The organism is Thiemannella venezuelensis (assembly GCF_014203605.1).
GTDB classification, from domain to species: Bacteria; Actinomycetota; Actinomycetes; order Streptosporangiales; family Streptosporangiaceae; genus Planomonospora_A; species Planomonospora_A venezuelensis.
Genome location: NZ_JACHJJ010000004.1, coordinates 107,572 through 123,036, shown reverse-complemented (window position 1 = coordinate 123,036; position 15,465 = coordinate 107,572). Strand labels below are relative to the sequence as shown.

At 73.1% G+C, this 15,465-nt stretch carries 13 protein-coding genes and 2 tRNA genes; 12 read left to right on the top strand and 3 right to left on the bottom strand.

The genetic code is table 11. The features are described 5' to 3' along the window. Positions 1–51 precede the first annotated feature (51 nt). Positions 52–1,230 carry an MFS transporter gene (locus tag FHS22_RS08220; protein WP_184939846.1) on the bottom strand — a complete coding sequence of 393 codons (1,179 nt, stop codon included), beginning with the start codon at positions 1,228–1,230 and terminating at the stop codon, positions 52–54. Positions 1,231–1,345: 115 nt separating this feature from the next. Here FHS22_RS08220 and FHS22_RS08215 point away from each other — a divergent pair, with 115 nt between their 5' ends. The 8 genes from FHS22_RS08215 to FHS22_RS08180 all read left to right on the top strand — a co-directional run bounded on the left by FHS22_RS08215 (position 1,346) and on the right by FHS22_RS08180 (position 7,914). Continuing rightward, positions 1,346–2,380, top strand: a complete 1,035-nt coding sequence (locus FHS22_RS08215; protein ID WP_184939844.1) for an ROK family transcriptional regulator — start codon at positions 1,346–1,348, stop codon at positions 2,378–2,380. A 504-nt stretch (positions 2,381–2,884) separates the two neighbouring features. Then, positions 2,885–3,907, top strand: coding sequence for a lytic polysaccharide monooxygenase auxiliary activity family 9 protein (locus tag FHS22_RS08210; RefSeq protein ID WP_184939842.1), 1,023 nt, complete (start codon positions 2,885–2,887; stop codon positions 3,905–3,907). A gap of 64 nt (positions 3,908–3,971) precedes the next feature. Then, complete coding sequence (locus FHS22_RS38935) at positions 3,972–4,640, top strand: cellulose binding domain-containing protein (protein WP_184939840.1); 669 nt, start codon at positions 3,972–3,974, stop codon at positions 4,638–4,640. 173 nt (positions 4,641–4,813) lie between these two features. Then, complete coding sequence (locus FHS22_RS08200; RefSeq protein WP_338047653.1) at positions 4,814–5,644, top strand: sulfite exporter TauE/SafE family protein; 831 nt, start codon at positions 4,814–4,816, stop codon at positions 5,642–5,644. A 166-nt stretch (positions 5,645–5,810) separates the two neighbouring features. Then, positions 5,811–6,878 carry a DUF5685 family protein gene (locus FHS22_RS08195; protein WP_184939839.1) on the top strand — a complete coding sequence of 356 codons (1,068 nt, stop codon included), beginning with the start codon at positions 5,811–5,813 and terminating at the stop codon, positions 6,876–6,878. A gap of 106 nt (positions 6,879–6,984) precedes the next feature. Continuing rightward, a complete protein-coding gene (locus FHS22_RS08190; RefSeq protein ID WP_184939837.1) occupies positions 6,985–7,470 on the top strand; it encodes a GNAT family N-acetyltransferase in 486 nt (161 codons plus the stop codon). 266 nt (positions 7,471–7,736) lie between these two features. Beyond that, a tRNA-Met gene (locus FHS22_RS08185) sits at positions 7,737–7,809 on the top strand. A gap of 29 nt (positions 7,810–7,838) precedes the next feature. Beyond that, positions 7,839–7,914: transfer RNA gene (locus FHS22_RS08180), tRNA-Arg, on the top strand. Between the two features lie 99 nt (positions 7,915–8,013). Here the strand turns inward: FHS22_RS08180 and FHS22_RS08175 are convergent. Then, complete coding sequence (locus FHS22_RS08175) at positions 8,014–8,547, bottom strand: hypothetical protein (RefSeq protein WP_184939836.1); 534 nt, start codon at positions 8,545–8,547, stop codon at positions 8,014–8,016. Positions 8,548–8,909: 362 nt separating this feature from the next. Here FHS22_RS08175 and FHS22_RS08170 point away from each other — a divergent pair, with 362 nt between their 5' ends. The 3 genes from FHS22_RS08170 (at position 8,910) to FHS22_RS08160 (ending at position 13,890) form a co-directional block, all read left to right on the top strand. Continuing rightward, positions 8,910–10,622, top strand: coding sequence for a sialidase family protein (locus FHS22_RS08170; RefSeq protein ID WP_184939834.1), 1,713 nt, complete (start codon positions 8,910–8,912; stop codon positions 10,620–10,622). A gap of 103 nt (positions 10,623–10,725) precedes the next feature. After that, positions 10,726–13,131: a Tex family protein gene (locus FHS22_RS08165; protein WP_184939832.1), complete on the top strand. Its 2,406-nt coding sequence runs from the start codon at positions 10,726–10,728 to the stop codon at positions 13,129–13,131. Positions 13,132–13,368: 237 nt separating this feature from the next. Then, positions 13,369–13,890: a TrmH family RNA methyltransferase gene (locus FHS22_RS08160; RefSeq protein WP_338047652.1), complete on the top strand. Its 522-nt coding sequence runs from the start codon at positions 13,369–13,371 to the stop codon at positions 13,888–13,890. 45 nt (positions 13,891–13,935) lie between these two features. Here FHS22_RS08160 and FHS22_RS08155 read toward each other — a convergent pair whose 3' ends face one another. Next, complete coding sequence (locus tag FHS22_RS08155; protein WP_184939829.1) at positions 13,936–14,538, bottom strand: TetR/AcrR family transcriptional regulator; 603 nt, start codon at positions 14,536–14,538, stop codon at positions 13,936–13,938. A gap of 135 nt (positions 14,539–14,673) precedes the next feature. Here FHS22_RS08155 and FHS22_RS08150 point away from each other — a divergent pair, with 135 nt between their 5' ends. Beyond that, positions 14,674–15,444: a class I SAM-dependent methyltransferase gene (locus FHS22_RS08150; protein WP_260407766.1), complete on the top strand. Its 771-nt coding sequence runs from the start codon at positions 14,674–14,676 to the stop codon at positions 15,442–15,444. Positions 15,445–15,465: the final 21 nt, after the last annotated feature.

The window sequence follows — 15,465 nt, the reverse complement described above, 5'->3', positions numbered from 1 at the left end:
CCCGTTTCCCCCGCCCGCCGCGGACCCGGCGGCGGATCACACGGCCGCGGATCACACGGCCGCGGGCTTCGCGACGGGGGTGGGCGCCGGGACCCGGCGGGGGCGCAGGGCTCCGGCGAGCAGGGCGCCCGCCAGGGTGATCGCCGCGATCAGGCCGAAGGTGGCGGGCAGCGAGGTGGCATGGGCGATCCAGCCGGTGGCGGCCGGAGCCAGGAGGCCCGAGAGATAGGTGATCGTCGCCACTCCCGCCACTCCCTGGCCGGGCACCGCGGTGGCGTTGCCACCGGCGGCGAAGGCCAGCGGGACGACCACCGCGACGCCCAGGCCCAGCAGGGCGAACCCCGCGATCCCGAGCGGCGGGGTACGGCCCGCGACGACCGTGATCCCGCCGGCGGTGGCGAGCAGGCCGCCGAGGCGGACGGTCGTGACCGGCCCGAGCCTGCGGACGATCAGGTCTCCGGCCAGCCGGGTGACCGCCATGGAGAGGGCGAAGATCGCGTAGCAGGCGGCCGCGACCCCGTCGCCGCCGCCCGTGACGTCTTTGATGTACACCGCCGCCCAGTTCTGGCTGGCCCCCTCGGCGAAGGTCGCGCAGAATCCGACGGCTCCGATCGCCAGGATCGCCCGGGAGGGCGCGGCGAACCGCGGCGGGGCCTGCTCGCCGGGCTCCGGCCGGGTGTCGAGCAGGGTACGGCCCGCCGCGACGCCAGCGGCCAGCAGGACCAGCGCCATGACCGCGTGATGCAGCCGGGCGTCGATCCCGGCCTGGGCGGCGACCACTCCGGCCCCGGCTCCCGCCAGGCCGCCCACGCTCCACATGCCGTGCAGCCCGGACATGATCGAGCGCCCCAGCCGCCGCTCGACGATCACCCCTTGGGCGTTCATGGTGACGTCGCACATGCCGGCGGCGGCGCCGTACAGCAGGAAGGCGGCGCAGAGCCAGCCGAACCCGGGGGCCAGGGCGGGCAGCGCCAGGGCCGCGCACCACAGGGCGAGCAGTACCCGGGTGACCGGGCGCCCGCCGTACCGGTGGACCAGGCGGGCCGACATGGGCATGGCGACGAAGGCGCCGAGAGCCGGGCAGAAGAGGGCGAAGCCCAGTTCGGCGGGGCCGAGCTGGAGGTGGTCCTGGAGCCAGGGGATGCGGGTCGCCAGGCTGCCGGAGACCGCGCCGTGGACGGCGAACACCGCCGCCACGGCGATCCGGGCACGTTGAGCATCGGTATGCATGGTCCAGAAATTAACAGGTAGGCTCCCTGATTAAAAGAGGATATCCGGCCGACGCCGGGGATCCGGATAATCGAGGCATGAAGACCGCGATGCCGCCGGGAGCCGTGATCACCCCATGAAGACCGCGACACCCCAGATGGCCAGGGCGATCAACGACCGTCTCGCCCTCGACCTGCTGCTGGAACGCGGCCCGCTGACCGCCCCCCAGCTGCGGGCGCTCACCGGTCTGTCCCGCCCGACCGTCTCCGACCTGATCGAGCGGCTCCGGGTCAACGGGCTGATCGAGGTCACCGGGGAGTACGGGGAGGACCGCCGGGGACCGAACGCGCGCCTGTACGGCATCGTCGCAGGCCGCGCCCACGTGGCCGGCGTCGACATCCGGCGTGACGCGGTCAGCGCCACCGTGGCCGACATCATCGGCCGGACCGTCGGCGCCGCCGCCCGCCCTCTCGGACCGGGCGGCGACCTGGCCGAGCTGGTCGTCGGCGCCGTCGCGGAGGCGTCCGGTTCCCGGACGATGCACGCGGTGGTGCTGGGCGCCCCCGGCATGGTCGACCCGGGCGCCGGGGACCTGACGTCGGACAACGGCGTGCCCGGCTGGCGGCCGAACCTCCTGCAGACCCTGCGCCACCGGATCGACGCCCCGGTGACCCTGGAGAACGAGGTCAACCTCGCCGCCGTCGCCGAGCACCGCGCCGGGTCCGCCCGGGGGCGCGAGGACTTCGTCCTGCTCTGGCTGGACGACGGGGTGGGCGCGGCGGTCACCCTCGGCGGACGGCTGCGGCGCGGCGTCTCGGGGGGCACCGGCGAGATCGGGCTGCTCAGGCTGGGCGGCACGCTCTTCTGCGACCTGGTGGCCGCCGAAGCCCTGCGCGGCCTCGATCCGGACACCGCCGCGGCCAGGATCGCGGAGGTTGCCTTCGCGGCGGTCGCGATCCTCGACCCCGGCCTCGTCGTCCTCGGCGGAGGGACCGGCCACCGCGGCGGGGACGAGCTCGCGGCGCGGGTGGGCGAACGCCTCGCCGCCCTCTCCCCCGTCCCCGCCCAGGTGCGGCCGAGCACCGTGGAGGGCAACGCGGTCCTCGCGGGCGCGCTGTTCACCGCCCTGTCCATCGCCCACCGGGACGTCTTCGGCGGCGTCCCCGGATGACGGCCCGCCCGGAGGGCAAGGCCTTCTCCGGGCTTTCCCCGGCCGGGCGGAAACCGTTCCTAAGGCTTTCCCCGGCCGGGCGGAAACCGTTCCTCAGGCTTTCCCCGGCCGGGCGGAAACCGTTCCTCAGGCTTTCCCCGGCATGCGCGGCAACCGCTCCCCCGAACCTCGTACGGCTCCGGCGGGAGCCGCTCCGAGCTCTTCGGCGCAGCCGCGGACATGATTTCCCGGCCGTTTTCCAGAACGGCCGGGAATGGATCTCCACTTCCCCGCCGACATGAATCTTTCATCCGCTCCGCCCGCCGTGCCCGCTTGCTGAACTGCGCGGACGGTCCCGGCTGCGACGCCGTACACGGCGTCTCGTTTACACTTCCGCAGACCCCGGCCTAGAGTCCGAATCGCGTGAGCGCTTCGCTGCATCGATCGGTAATCCATCGTTCCGAAAGGTCGGTCATTCCCGTGCGCAACTGGCGAAGTACCGCTGTCGCCTGCGTGGTCACCTTCATGTCCGCGCTTCTCGCGGTCGTTCTCATCCCGAGCACGGCCTCGGCTCACGGCGCCATGATGGTGCCCGGCAGCCGGACCTTCTTCTGCTGGCAGGACGGGCTCTCCCCACAGGGCAACATCGTCCCGATCAACCCCGCCTGCTCGGCCGCCGTGGCGGAGAGCGGCGCCAACTCCCTCTACAACTGGTTCAGCGTGCTCCGGTCCGACGGCGCCGGGCGCACCCGCGGATTCATCCCCGACGGGCAGTTGTGCAGCGGCGGCAACCCCGGCTACAGCGGGTACGACCTCCCGCACGCCGACTGGCCGGTGACCCACCTGACCGCCGGGGCGCAGATCCAGTTCCGCTACAACAAGTGGGCCGCCCACCCCGGCTGGTTCTACCTCTACGTCACCAAGGACGGCTGGGATCCCAGCAAGCCTCTCACCTGGGACGATCTGGAGGAGCAGCCCTTCCACACCGCCGACCACCCGCAGAGCGTCGGCTCGCCGGGCACCAACGACGCCCACTACTACTGGAACGCCACGCTGCCCTCGGGCAAGTCCGGCCGCCACATCGTCTACTCGGTGTGGAAGCGCTCCGACAGCGCCGAGACCTTCTACAACTGCTCCGACGTCGTCTTCGACGGCGGGAACGGCGAGGTGACCGGGGTCGGCCGGCCAGGCCCCACCCCGACCGTCACCCCCACGGCGACCCCGACGGCGACCCCGACCGGCGATCCGGACGCCGGATGCACCGCCACCTACCGGACCGTCACCTCCTGGCCGGGCGGGTTCCAGGGCGAGGTCACCGTGCGCAACCCCGGAACCGCCGCCGTCAACGGCTGGACCGTCCGCTGGACGCTCGGCGACGGCAGCGCGATCAACAGCCTGTGGAGCGCCACCCACACCGTCTCCGGGTCCACGGTCACAGCCAAGAACGCCGACTGGAACCGGACCGTCCCGGCGGGCGGCTCGACCACCTTCGGGTTCACCGGCAGCGGCGCCGGCGGCTCCCCCACCCTCACCTGCACCAGCCCCTGACACCTGCGGTCCCGGCCGGCCTCCCCGGCCGGGACCGCCCCGCATCCCGGGGAGGAGGACCACCGTGGCCGGATCCGGCGGGAGACCCTGCGGCGCACCCGGCGAGGAGCCGCCCGGCACACCCGGTGCGGACCCGCCCGGTGAATCCGGTGCGGACCCGCACAGTGAGTCCGGTGCGGACCCGCACGGCGCACCCCGCAGGAAGACCGCGGCGGTCCTGGGCTCCGTCCTCCTGGGCGCGGCGGTGGCGCTGGTCGCGGCCGCCTGCGTCGGCGGAGCCGACGCGCCCCGGCACACCTCCGCGCCCCGGCACACCTCCGCGCACCGGCTCCCCTCCGGGAGCGCCACGGCCGGTCCCTCCGCCCAGGGCGGGGGCGGGCCCGCCGTCCGGGACGCCTCCGCACCCCCGCCGTCCCCGCACGCGGTCCCGGCCGCCGGGTGTACGGCCACACTCGCCCTCGTCGAGTCCTGGCCGGGCGGTTACCGGGGCACCGCGACGATCAGCAACACGACCGGCCGCCCGATGAACGACTGGTACATCCAGTGGCTCCTCCCGCAGGGCGCGACGATCACCCAGGCGTGGAAGGGCACGCACATGCAGAGCGGCCCCATCGCGATGATCCACGCCCCGGCGGACGACCCCGTCCTCGCCCCGGGGGCCACCGTCTCCGGCATCGGCTTCGTCGGCGCCGCCGCCACGCCCCCGGCCTTCACCGAGATCACCTGCGGCTGACACCCGTACCCGCACGACGGGATGCCGGCCGGGTACGGTTCCGCCTCCTGCTCCGGAATGCTCCGGAAGCCGAGGCCGGTGAGTTCCGCTGCCGCCGGCGCCGGGGCGCGGAATCGCCGAGGCCCGACCGCCGGTAGGGTGCGGGCGTCAGGTGAACAGGAGTGTGGTCACCCGTGGCCTCGAACGACGACATCGTGCCCGCCGTTCGCGCGGTGCGCTCGATGCCGCCGGTCTTCACCGCCGGGGCGGCGGTCGGCGTCCTGGGCGGGATGATCGGCCTGGGCGGCGCAGAATTCCGCCTGCCCCTGCTGATCGGCGTGTTCGGCTTCGCCGCGCTGGCAGCGGTCATCCTCAACAAGGCCATGAGCCTGATCGTGGTGGTCACCGCGCTGCCCGCCCGCCTGGCCGCCGTCCCGCTCGCCGAACTCGGCGCGCACTGGAGCATCGCGGCCAACCTGCTGTCCGGCAGTCTTCTGGGCGCCTGGGTCGGGGCGTCGTGGGCGGTGCGGATGCGCAGCGCCACCCTGCACAAGGTGCTGGCGGTGTTGATGGCCGTCATGGCCGGCGCCCTGCTGCTCACCCACACCACCACCCTGGGCGCGCCGGCCCTGCCCGGCCCGGTGCGGACGGCCGCGGGAGTCGCGGCCGGGTTCGGCATCGGCGTGGTCGCCGCCATCATGGGCGTGGCCGGCGGGGAGCTGCTGATCCCGGCGATCGTGCTGCTGTACGCCGTCGACATCAAGACCGCCGGCAGCCTGTCGCTACTGGTGTCCCTGCCCACGATGCTCGTGGCCTTCGCCCGCTACAGCCGCGACGGCGGCTTCGCCGTGCTCGGCGCCAACCTGCGCTTCACCGCGGTCATGACCGCGGGCTCGATCACCGGCGCTCTGCTGGGAGGCCTGCTGCTCGGCGTGGTCCCCGACCTGATCCTCATCCCCGTCCTCGCCGCCATCCTGCTGGTCTCGGCGGTCAAGCTGGCCCGCCACACCCCACCGAACGGGTGACGGGCGTCGGCGTCGCGCCCTGCGGTCCCGGTCCGTGAACCCGAGCCCTCATCCGGCGTGGTCGAGGCCGTCGCCCTCGGGTTCCGGCCAGAGACCGTTTCGGAATTCGCGGGGGCTACCATCTCCTCCAGTCGTGTGAGCGGAACGTACCAATCGGCGAGGTCGCGTGTTCGGAATCATCCGCCCGTGCAGCGAGCACGGGTGCCCGTCCCTCCAGCAGGCGTGGCGGGCCCACCTGTGCGGGCTCTGCCTGACCCTGCGGGACGGGCAGGGTCAGGGGGCGCGGCTGACCACCAACTACGACACCCTGATCATCTCGGTCCTCACCGAGGCCCAGCTGCCGTCGGCCTCCCCGCACCGGACGGCGGGACCGTGCGCGCTGCGCGGGTTCCGCTCCGCCGACGTGGTGGACGCCCGGGCGCAGGGGGCGCGGCTGGCGGCCGCGGTCTCGCTCGTGCTGGCCGCGGGCAGGATCCGCGACCAGGTGGCGGACGGCGACGCCGCCGCCGGGACCGGCCCGGCCCAGCGGATGCTGGCGGCCCGCTGGGAGGCGGGCGGAGCCCGGCTGGGGACCGGCGTCGGCTTCGACACCGCCGTGCTGGCCTCCACCGTGGACCGGCAGCTCGACCTGGAGCGCCGGGCCGCCGCCCCGGCCGGGCCCGGCGGCGCCGGGGAGCGGCCGATCACGCTGCTCGACCTGACCGGCCCGGCGGAGGAGGCGGTGTCCGCCGCGTTCGCCCACACGGCCGTGCTCTCCGGACTGCCGGGCAACGCCGCCGCGCTGGCCGAGGCGGGCCGGTTCTTCGGCCGGGTCGCGCATCTGCTGGACGCGGTCGCCGACCAGGACGACGACGACGCGCGGGGCGCGTTCAACCCGCTGACCGCCACCGGCACCACTCTCGCCGAGGCGCGGCGGCTCTGCGACGACGCCGTGCACGGCCTCGCTCTCTCGCTGCGCGAGGCAGAGCTCGCCGAGCGGCACCTCGTGGACGTGCTCCTCGGAACCGAGGTACGGCGAGCGGTCGAGCGCACCTTCCGCGAACGCTCCGAGGCGGCCTCCTACGAACGTCCGGGGTGGATCCGCAAGTCGGCGGCGGGAGTGGCGACCTTCCTCACCTGCGGGATGTGGCGGCCCCGGTGGAGCAGGCGCAAGGGGCTTCCGTGCGACAAGCGCTGCTACCTGCGCAACGCCGACTGCTGCTCCTGCTGCGACTGCTGCTCCTGCTGCGACTGATCCCTCCCGCTCCCGCGGGGGAAGACCGCTCCGGGGACCCGGTGCGGGTCCCCGGCCCCCCACCGCACGGCGGAGGGGGGTTCCGCGGCGTGTCTAGACTCTGACCATGATTCGCCCCGCCACGCCGGAGGACGTTCCGGCCATCATCGAGATGATCCACGCGCTCGCCGAGTACGAGAAGGCGCCGGACGAGGTCGAGGCCACCCCCGAGCAGGTGCACGAGGCCCTCTTCGGCCCGGAGCCCAAGGTCTTCTGCCACCTCGCGGTCGACGGCGACGAGATCGCGGGGTTCGCGGTCTGGTTCCTCAGCTTCTCCACCTGGCAGGGCAGGCACGGCATCTACCTGGAGGACCTCTTCGTCCACCCCCGCCACCGGGGCGGCGGGCACGGCAAGGCGCTCCTGACCGAGCTGGCCCGCATCTGCGTGGAGCGCGGCTACGGCCGGTTCGAGTGGTCCGTGCTGGACTGGAACACTCCGGCCATCGAGTTCTACCGCTCGATCGGCGCGGAGCACACCGAGGAGTGGCACCGCTACCGGCTGACCGGCCCGGCCCTGGAGAAAGCCGCCGGAACGCGGCCCTCCGCCGGATGACCGGTCGAACCCGGAAAACAGCGCCCGGTACGGCCCGCTGCGATCGGCGGGAAGGCGAGCCCCCGGCTGGGTGAAAGGCCCCGGTAAAACGTGTTGCGCCGGGATGCCCCGGCGCGGCACGATCATTTCACAAGCACCTGGGAAAGGGACGAAGAATGCGACTCCGACGCCGAATGAACATGCCCCGGTGGGCTCGCATGTGACGATTGGCGACGTCACGTGCGAGCCGTCCCGGACATGTTCCCGGGGCGGCTTTTCGCATTCCCGGCGGGTGGGGGCGCTGGCGTGCCCGGTGGTTTCATACGCCACTCCAGGTGGGTTCGATTCCCACACCCGCCACCGGCTCCCCTCCTTTCCGGAGGAGCCCGGCCTCCGTGGCGCAGAGGAGAGCGCGCCTGCTTGCGGAGCAGGAGGACGCTGGTTCGAGTCCAGCCGGAGGCACCAGGAAACACAGGGCGCAGGGCCGCTTCCCGGTCCGGGAAGCGGCCTTGCGCGGGACGGTATCCGTTCACACCTGTGATCGATCAGGCGTTCTGGCGCGCCTCAGGCAGGTTGGAACGGATACGTGGGGTGGAACTGCTTGTGGACCTCGTTGGAGCGGATCTCGTATGAAGAACCGTCCGCCCGGAAGAACAGGTTCCTCGTGTAGATCTCATCCCCGGTTCTGGCGTCCTCGTTGAGGTCGAACTTGCTCACGACGAAATTGTCCGTGAGGGGAGGAGCGACCCGGTCGAACATCTTCAGCCAGTCGTCGGGGTCCGGCCAGTCCGCTCCGTAGTACCTGGTCTGGGTGAGCCTGTCGGTGGCCGCGCGGGGGGTGCAGATGTTCACGATCCGCTCGCTGAACCTGATCTGGGGATGGGTCGAGGTGATGAGGAGGGTGCAGCGCCCGGGTGCGGGCGCCTGCGTGGACTGCGCCTGCGTGGACTGCGCCTGCGTGGACTGCGCCTGCGTGGACTGCGCCTGCGTGGACTGGGCCAGGGCGGGCCGGGCCAGGGCGGGGACGGCTGCGAGGGTCGTCAGCGCCGCCACGGCCAGCGTCCGCGCGACCCGTCCGTGGACCGCGATGAGCTTCATCGGTTCTCCTCCTGGTTCGATCGGGACATCCGGAGAGGGCCGCCGGGAACCGCCGATGCCCGGCGGTCCTCGTACGGACGCCGGCGGCGACGCCTTCCGCCGCCGGCGGCTCTCCCTGATGCCGCGGCCCCCGGTGCACAATCTGCCGCCGAGGTGTTGTCGCGCGGTTGCCGGTCGGACCACTGCCTCCGCGGAAGCGGCGGGGCGATCACCGCGGCACGGATGCGGGCGGACGGAGACCCGGCGCCGGAGCCCCGGTGAAGCCCGTCGGCCGGTCGCAGATCCCGTGAGGCCGGGAACGGCCGTACGGGCGTCATCTTCCGGAAACCCTCCGGTCACCCGCCGCCTGTTGGCTGGAACCCATGCCATGGCCGGACACCGACATCGTCGGAACGCACGTCAGCACCCCCGTCACCGTCTACGGGAAGGCCGAGCGGACCCCGGACGGGGAGCTCGCCCACGAGGGGAACCGGGTCCCCGACATCGTCGCGCTGGACGCGCGGCGGCTGGTGGTGGGCTGGCGGGCCGGGGTGCGGGACGCGCGGGACCCGTCCCCGAAGGACCAGGGATCGATCATGTTCGCCCGCTCGGAGGACGGGGGCGCGACCTGGGCGGTGGGCACGCTGGCGGCGGCGACCGCCGCGCACCGCTACCACTACGTGGTCTTCCTCCGCGACGGCGACGTCCTGTACGCGCTGCTCGGGCTGATCGACGTCGAGCGGGACAGGGACCGCGAGGGGGACGTGGACGGTTTCCCGACCACGATGACGGCGAAGCGGAGCACCGACGCAGGCCGCACCTGGACCGACTTCCCGATCACCGTGGAGGTGCCGGGCAACGGCAGGGGCGTGGTCGTGGCCGGCAAGCCGCTCCGGTACGGCGGGCACTGGCTGGTGCCGTACTGGAGGCAGGCGGGCGGGACCACCCGGGCGGGGGTGCTGCGCTCGGCGGACCTGAGGACCTGGCGGTCCGGAGCGCTCGCGGAGAACCCTCCCGGCGTGGCGGTCGAGGAGCCGCAGATCGCGATCGCCCACGACGATCCCGGCGCACTCGTCATGGTCACCCGCACGCTGGACCTGCGGGGCGGGGCGTCGGCGGCCGAGCGCGACGCCCGCTACCGGACCGGAGCCGCCCACTGCGCCACCGCGACCAGTACCGATGGGGGCCTGACCTGGTCGCCGATGACGCTGGACGAGGACCTGCCCAACTACTACGTCAAGACGTTCTTCACCCGGGACTCCGAGGGGCGCCACCTGGCGATCTACAACACGCTGGCCGGGCCGTTCACCGGCCCGCCGGAGAGCAGGCCCGACCAGTACCGCGAGGTGCTCCACTACAAGGTGCGGCGGCCCGGCGAGCCGTGGGGTCCCGGGCGGCTCTTCGCCGACGGCAGGCGGCTGACGCGCGGGGCGGCGCGCGGCTGGGACGTCTACCCGAGCGCCGACGAGTACGCGCCGGGGAGGTTCTTCGTCGTCTGGGAGCACAACCAGATCAACATCAGGGTGGCCGGGCTCGACATCACCCGGGGGTTCACCGGCGACGACCTGCTCGCCGGGGAGTGGGAGCTGTACGGCGGCGCGCGGCGGACCCCCGGCGGCGGGTTCGCGCTGCGCAGCGCCGGCGCCCGGGCCAGCGGCGCCACCTGCCCGCTCGACGTGCGCGCGGGCTGCGACTTCGTCCTGGAGTTCCGGGGCCGGGTGGACGACGACAGCGCCCTGGACCCCCGCACCGGCAGCGGCGTCTGCCTCGGCGCGAAGGTCGCCAACGGGGCCAGGCGGCTGATGCTGGCCGTGCAGCGGAGCGGGGTCTGGACGATGCGCAAGGGCTCGTCCGCCTGGGAGAAGGTCTGCTCCCTAAAGGACGCCGGGCGGCTCGCGACCTGGCGGGTGACCGTGGACGGCTCCGGTGTCGCCCGGCTGTCCCGCGACGGCACGGACACCGGGGTCACCTGGGTGGTCCAGGACAGCAGGGAGACGCCGCAGCTCACCCACTGGGTGACCGGCACCCCGGGCGGCAACGCCGCCGCGGCCACCGTCGAGTGGACCCGTCTGGCCCCGGCCCTGCCGGAGGTGTGACGGGAGGCCCGGCCCGGAGTCGTCCGCCTGCCGGGCGGCATCGCCGCTCCCGGTTCCCCGCCGCACGATAGCTTTGGGGCGTCCATCACAAGGGGAAGAGACCGTGACGACTTCTATTGACCAGCGGATCGCCGACGAGCTGGGTGTGCGCGAGGGCCAGGTCCGGGCGGCGGTGGAGCTGCTCGACGGCGGGGCGACGGTGCCGTTCATCGCGCGCTACCGCAAGGAAGCCACCGGGATGCTCGACGACGCGCAGCTGCGCACACTCGAGGAGCGGCTGCGCTACCTGCGCGAGATGGAGGAGCGGCGCACCGCGATCCTGGAGTCGATCAGGAACCAGGGCAAGCTCGACGAGGCTCTTGAGGCCCAGATCATGGCGGCCGACTCCAAGGCCCGGCTGGAGGACATCTACCTGCCCTACAAGCCCAAGCGGCGCACCAAGGCGCAGATCGCCCGGGAGGCCGGGCTGGAGCCGCTGGCCGACGGGCTGCTCGGCGACCCGTCGGTCGACCCGCAGGCCGCGGCCGCGGCCTTCGTCAGCGAGGGCGTGCCGGACGCCGCCGCCGCGCTGGAGGGGGCGCGGGCCATCCTGGTCGAGCGGTTCGGCGAGGACGCCGACCTGGTCGGCGAGCTGCGCGAGCGCATGTGGAGCCGGGGCCGGCTGGTCGCGGCGGTTCGGGAGGGCAAGGAGGAGGCGGGGGCCAAGTTCTCCGACTACTTCGACTTCGCCGAGCCGTTCACCAAGCTGCCCTCGCACCGCATCCTGGCGATGTTCCGGGGTGAGAAGGAGGAGGTCCTCACCCTCACCCTGGAGCCGGAACAGGAGCCCACCGGCACCTACGAGGCGGCCGTCGCCCACCGCTTCGGCATCTCCGACCGGGGGCGGCCCGCCGACAAGTGGCTGGCCGACACCGTGCGCTGGGCGTGGCGCACCCGCATCCTCGTCCACCTCGGGATCGACCTGCGGATGCGCATGTGGCAGGCGGCCGAGGACGAGGCGGTCCGGGTGTTCGCCACCAACCTGCGCGACCTGCTGCTCGCCGCCCCCGCCGGGACCCGGCCGACGATGGGCCTGGACCCGGGCCTGCGGACCGGCGTGAAGGTCGCGGTGGTCGACGGCACCGGCAAGGTCGTGGCGACCGACACGATCTACCCGCACGAGCCGCGCCGCCAGTGGGACCAGTCGCTGGCCACCCTGGCGAAGCTGGCGAAGGACCACGGCGTGGAACTGGTCGCCATCGGCAACGGCACGGCCTCCAGGGAGACGGACAGGCTCGCCGCCGACCTGCTCAAGCTGGTCCCCGGGCTGACCAAGATCGTGGTGTCGGAGGCCGGGGCCTCGGTCTACTCCGCCTCCGCCTACGCCTCGCAGGAGCTGCCCGGCCTGGACGTCTCACTGCGCGGCGCGGTCTCCATCGCCCGCCGCCTGCAGGACCCGCTGGCCGAGCTCGTCAAGATCGATCCGAAGTCCATCGGCGTCGGCCAGTACCAGCACGACCTGGCCGAGAGCAAGCTCTCCCGCTCACTCGACGCGGTGGTCGAGGACTGCGTGAACGCCGTCGGCGTCGACGTCAACACCGCCTCGGCGCCGCTGCTGACCCGGGTCTCGGGCATCGGTTCCGGGCTCGCGGAGAACATCGTCGCCCACCGCGACGCATGCGGCCCGTTCCGCACCCGGCGGGCGCTCAAGGACGTGGCCCGGCTCGGCCCCAAGGCCTTCGAGCAGTGCGCGGGCTTCCTGCGCATCCCCGGCGGCGACGACCCGCTCGACGCCTCCAGCGTGCACCCGGAGGCCTACCCTGTGGTCCGCCGGATCCTCACCGCCACCGGCGGCGGGATCAAGGAGCTGGTCGGGAACGGCACGGCGCTGCGGGCGTTGAAGCCGCAGGACTTCGTGGACGACACCTTCGGCCTGCCGACCGTCACCGACATCCTCACCGAGCTGGAGAAGCCGGGCCGCGACCCCCGGCCCGCCTTCAAGACCGCGGCCTTCAAGGAGGGCGTGGAGAAGATCTCCGACCTGCAGCCCGGCATGCTGCTGGAGGGCGTGGTCACCAACGTCGCCGCGTTCGGCGCGTTCGTCGACGTCGGCGTGCACCAGGACGGCCTGGTGCACGTCTCGGCGATGTCGCGCACCTTCGTCAAGGACCCCCGCGAGGTGGTCAAGTCCGGTGACGTCGTCCGGGTGAAGGTGCTCGACGTCGACATCCCGCGCAAGCGCATCTCCCTCACCCTCCGTCTGGAGGACGAGACCGAGGCCCGTCCCGAGCAGCGCGACCGCTCCGGCGGACACCGCGACGGCGGCCAGGGAAACCGGCAGGGCGGAGGCCAGCGCGGCGGTCAGGGCGGCCAGCGCGGACAGGGCGGTCAGGGCGGTCAGGGCCAGGGCCGCGGCGGACAGCAGCAGCGTGGCGGCCGGCGCGGGGACGAGCAGCGCAACGCACCGGGCGGCGCCATGGCCGAGGCCCTGCGCCGCGCCGGCCTCGACGGCTCCGGCGGCGGTCGCTGACAGGCTGATCGGGAACCTCGGGCGCAGACCCCCGGATTCATCCGTGGGGAGGAAGTCAACGAATAGAACGCACGGGCCACGGGCCACGGGAGTACCGTACGGTCGCCGCCTCTCGTGACGGCGGCGGCCGTACGGCTATCCTGAGCGCAGACATTCCCGTCGATGGTTCCGGGCGCACCGCCGAAGCGCCCTCAGCATGATCTGTCACCTTCCCGCGGAGGCCGTCCGCACCCGGTCGTGACCGGCCCCGCCGTGCGGGTGCGCACCCGCACGGACCTGCGGGCCGCCCGCCGTACCCGCCCTCAGCGATGCCTCGGTCACCTGTGCGTCGCCCCGCTCTGGCCGATGCACGGGCTCAATCTCGGCACGCTGCTGCGGACCTGCGACGCGGTCGGCGCGTGCATGGCCGTACCCCGCCTGCCGTGGGTCCCCGAAGCCCTCCGGCGCGGCAACACGCTGCGCAAACCCGCCTGTGTGCACTGGGTCCGCGAGCCGCTGTCCTGGCTGGCCGAACGCAGGACAGCCGGGGACCTCGTCCTCGGCGTGGAGCTGGCGGAGGAGGCCGTCCGCCTGGCCGACCTGCCCATGGCCCGCCGTCCCACGGTGGCCGTCCTCGGCCACGAACGCGACGGCATCCCGCCGGAGGCCCTCGACCTGCTCGACGCGGCCGTGGAGATCCCGATGATCGGCACGGGGGCGAGCCTCAACGTGGCCGTCGCGGGCTCGCTCGTCCTCTACAAGCTGGCGGGGTTCACCTGAGCCCTGCGCCTGGACGCTCCGGTCGGCGACTCGCGAACCGCCCTCTCACAGCAGCCGTCTCTGCACGACGTCGGCGATGACCGCGGTCACGATCCTGCCGACGGCTCCGGCCTCCGCCGGGGCGCCTTCCCGGTCAGCGAACAGAAGGTGCCCGGCCCCGATCAGTGAGAGCGCGAGCGCGTCGGCGTCGGTGTCGACCGCGATGCGGCCCAGCTCGCATTCGTCGTTGAGATAGGAGGCGATCATGGCTACGGCCTCTGTCAAGACCGGGATGCCGCGGTCCGGTCCGGCTTGGCGCAGCCGGGCGCGCAGTTCGTCCCGGAAGATGATGAGACCGACGATCGCCACCGCGACCGGGTCGAACAGGTCCATCAGCGCGCCGGTGAGGTTGCCGGCGACGGTGCCGGTCCCGGCAGACTCACGCAAGGCGGCGGCCTGATCGTCGATCCGGGCGATGCGGTCTCGCACGAGCTCGACGAGGAAGGCATCGAAGTCGGCGAAGTGCCGGTGCAGGACGCCCTTGGCGACGCCTGCCTCGGTGGCTATCGCGCGGCTGGTCAACGCATCCGGCCCGTCCCGGAACAGGATGCGCTCGGCGGCGTCGAACAGGTGCCGACGGGCGTCGCGGATGTGCACTCCGGTCGGCATCGCGCGTTCCCTTACGTCCAGCGTTAAGCGCCACCCCTTGCCGAGTGGGCGCACGCCCACTATGGTGGGCGCATGCCCACTATACCGCAGGGGCAATCACGCCCTTCTGAGAATGAGTCCCACCGCGCCAGGCAGATGGCGGAGTCGTTCGGGGTGGACGCCGAACGCTACGACCGGGCCCGTCCCCCCTATCCCGGCGCTCTGGTGCGGCGGATCGCCGCCGCCAGCCCTGGGCCTGACGTCCTGGACGTCGGCTGCGGTACCGGCATAGAGGCCCGGCAGTTCCAGGCGGCCGGCTGCACGGTGCTGGGCGTCGACCCCGATGAGCGGATGGCCCGGTTCGCGCGCCGCAGCGGGGTCGAGGTGGAGGTGGCGGCGTTCGAGGACTGGGATCCGGCCGACCGCACATTCGACGCGGTCATCGCAGGCCAGGCCTGGCACTGGGTGGACCCGGTCGCGGGCCCCGTGAAGGCGGCCCAGGTCCTGCGACCCGGCGGTCTGCTGGCGGTGTTCGCGCACGTCTTCGAGCCTCCCCCACCTATCGCGGAGGCCTTCGCTGCGGTCTACCGGCAGGTGGTGCCCGACTCCCCGTTCAACGGCCGGCCTCCGAAGCAGGCCCTGGACATCTACCAGGCGATGTTCACCACGTTCGCCGACGCGATCCGGAAAGCGGGCGAGTTCAGCGACCCGGAGCGGTGGCGATTCGACGGGAAGCGATCCTACACCCGCGACGAGTGGCTGGATCTGCTGCCCACGACCGGCGGCCTCACCCGGCTCCCGGCGGACAGGCAGGCGGAAGTACTGGCAGGCGTCGGAGACGCCATCGACGCGATCGGGGGCGGCTTCACGATGCCCTGCACCACACTGGCGGTCGCCGCGGCGCGGACCGGCGCTCTCCGGCGATGATGCGGAGCGGACGCCCCGCGG